Consider the following 2,228-nt stretch of genomic DNA (forward strand, 5'->3'; position numbering starts at 1 on the left):
GCATCCTCCCGGCGGGCCGGACCCGTTTCGCGTTCCCCGGCCTCCCGGGGGTCAGTCCAGGCCGGCGGTGCGCCCGAGCGCGTCCGGCCGGCTCTCCTCGATCCGCCGCAGCATCCGGCCCAGCATCGCGGAGAGCGCGGTCCGCTCCTCGCCCACGACGTCCTGGAGCAGCTCCTCCTCGAAGACCGCGGCCATCCGCATCGACTCCAGCCACTTGTCGCGGCCGGTCTCGGTGAGCTCGATGATCACCCGCACCCGGTTGGTCTCGTCCCGCTCCCGGGTGACCAGTCCGTCCGCCACCATCCGGTCGATCCGGTGCGTCATCGCCGCCGGGGTGAGCCCGAGGCGCTTGGCCAGCTCGCCCGGCCCCAGCCGGTACGGGCTGCCGGACACCACCAGCGCCTTGAGCACCTCCCACTCGGCGGAGGTGATTCCGAGCACAGTCAGCTGCCGGTCGTACGCCACGCCCATCCGCCGGGAGACCCGGTTGAGGGTCTGCACGATCGTCTCCACCTGGGGGTCGACGGTGGGGAATTCCCGCTGGTAGAGGGCCACCTGCTCGGCGATGCCGAACTCCAGGGGGGTGGCCGGGGCGGGCTTGCCGGCAGCCGGCGGCGGCTTGTCCGTAGTCATGCGGACCAGTGTCGCACGAGGGTGCACTCCTTAAGCCTTTGACTCCGCAGTCTTCGGGTGCTAAGACTTTATCTCGTCAAACTTTAGCTCTGAAATCTTCTGGACTTAAGAGTATCCAGTTGAAACCAGGAAGGGATGTGCACGGTGACCGGCACGGTGAAGCAGCAGAGGCAGCAGCGGCGGGGAGCGGGCGGCCCGCTGCGCCGCGTCCAGATCGGCAACGCGCTCAGTGCGTTCGGCAGCGGGTTCACGATGCCGTACATGTTCGTGTACGTGGACCAGGTGCGCGGGCTGGGCTCGCTGGCGGCCGGGATGGTGTTCACCGTCTTCGCGCTGGCGGCCCTCGCCGTCCTGCCGTTCACCGGCCGCGGCATCGACAGGTACGGTCCCCGCCCGGTCCTGCTGGCCGGCACGGCGCTCGCCGCCACCGGTGCGTTCGCCTTCGGCCACGCCACCGGCACCCCGGCCCTGCTGGTCTCCTCCTTCCTGTTCGGCGCCGGTGTCACCACCTGCCAGCCGGCGCTCGCCACGATGATCGTCCGCTGCTCCACGGCGGCCACCCGCTCGCACGCCTTCGCGCTCCAGTTCACCCTGGTCAACCTGGGCATGGGCATCGGTGCGCTGGTCGGCGGGCAGATCGTGAACGTGTCGGACCCGGCCAGTCTGACCCGGCTGTTCACCATCGAGGCGGTGACGTTCCTCGGCCTCGCCCTGGTCACCGGCACCGCCCGGATGCCCAGGACCCAGCTGACCGCCGTCCACGGGAAGGCCGACGGCCCGACCGGTCTGCGCGCCCTGCTCGCCGACAAGGCGATGGTGCGGCTCAGCATCCTCGCCGGGCTGATCTTCTTCACCTGCTACGGCCAGTTCGAGTCCGGCGTCGCGGCCTTCGCCACCGACACCGTCGGCACCGCGCCCTCCACCCTCGGCTTCGCGATCGGCGCCAACGCGCTGACCATCGTGGTGCTGCAGATGTTCATGGTGCGGATCACCGCCAAGCGCCGCCGCACCACCGCGATGGCCGCGGCCGGCGTGGTCTGGCTCGGCGCCTGGGCGATGGCCCTGGTGGCCGGCCTGATACGGACCGAGACCATGGCGGCCACGGTCGCCATCGTCTCGATCTACGCCCTCTTCGGCGTCGGCGAGTCGCTGCTCGCGCCCACCATGGGCCCGATCGTCGCGGACCTCGCCCCGGCCCGGCTGCTCGGCACCTACAACGCCGGGTACGCCCTGGTGAAGCAGATCGCCATCGCGGTCGGCCCGGCCGTCGGCGTGCTGCTGGTCGGCTCCGGCACCTGGCCGCTCTACCTGGCGGCCATGGCGGGCTCCACGCTGCTGGTCGTCGCCATGGCGCTGCGGCTGCGCCCGTACCTCACGCCGGAGCAGGACAACGCGGCCCCGGCCGTGGTCCACGCCGTCCCGGTCCGGGAGCTGCAGACCGCCGCCTAGCGGAACGGGCGGCAAGGGGGTTCGAAACGGGCGCCGACCAGGTCACCAGGTCGGCGCCCCGCGCGCGTGGGATAGCCCGCCCCCCCCCAAACTTTGAATGGGTGGTGTACGCCCAGCCCCCGGCGGGGGGGGACGAACCGGGCGGG

The 2,228-nt window shown here is 71.5% G+C and carries 2 protein-coding genes; one reads left to right on the forward strand and one right to left on the reverse strand.

Annotated elements, in window-relative coordinates; translation table 11 throughout:
* Window positions 1-51: 51 nt before the first annotated feature.
* Entirely contained in the window at window positions 52-633 is a 582-nt protein-coding gene (locus ACWGJO_RS41430; RefSeq protein WP_359907163.1) for a MarR family winged helix-turn-helix transcriptional regulator, read from the reverse strand.
* Between the two features lie 144 nt (window positions 634-777).
* On the opposite strand from ACWGJO_RS41430, the gene ACWGJO_RS41435 reads away from it, so the two are divergent.
* Window positions 778-2,082 carry an MFS transporter gene (locus ACWGJO_RS41435; RefSeq protein WP_452190943.1) on the forward strand — a complete coding sequence of 435 codons (1,305 nt, stop codon included), beginning with the start codon at window positions 778-780 and terminating at the stop codon, window positions 2,080-2,082.
* Window positions 2,083-2,228: the final 146 nt, after the last annotated feature.

The organism is Kitasatospora sp. NPDC054795 (genome assembly GCF_053611565.1).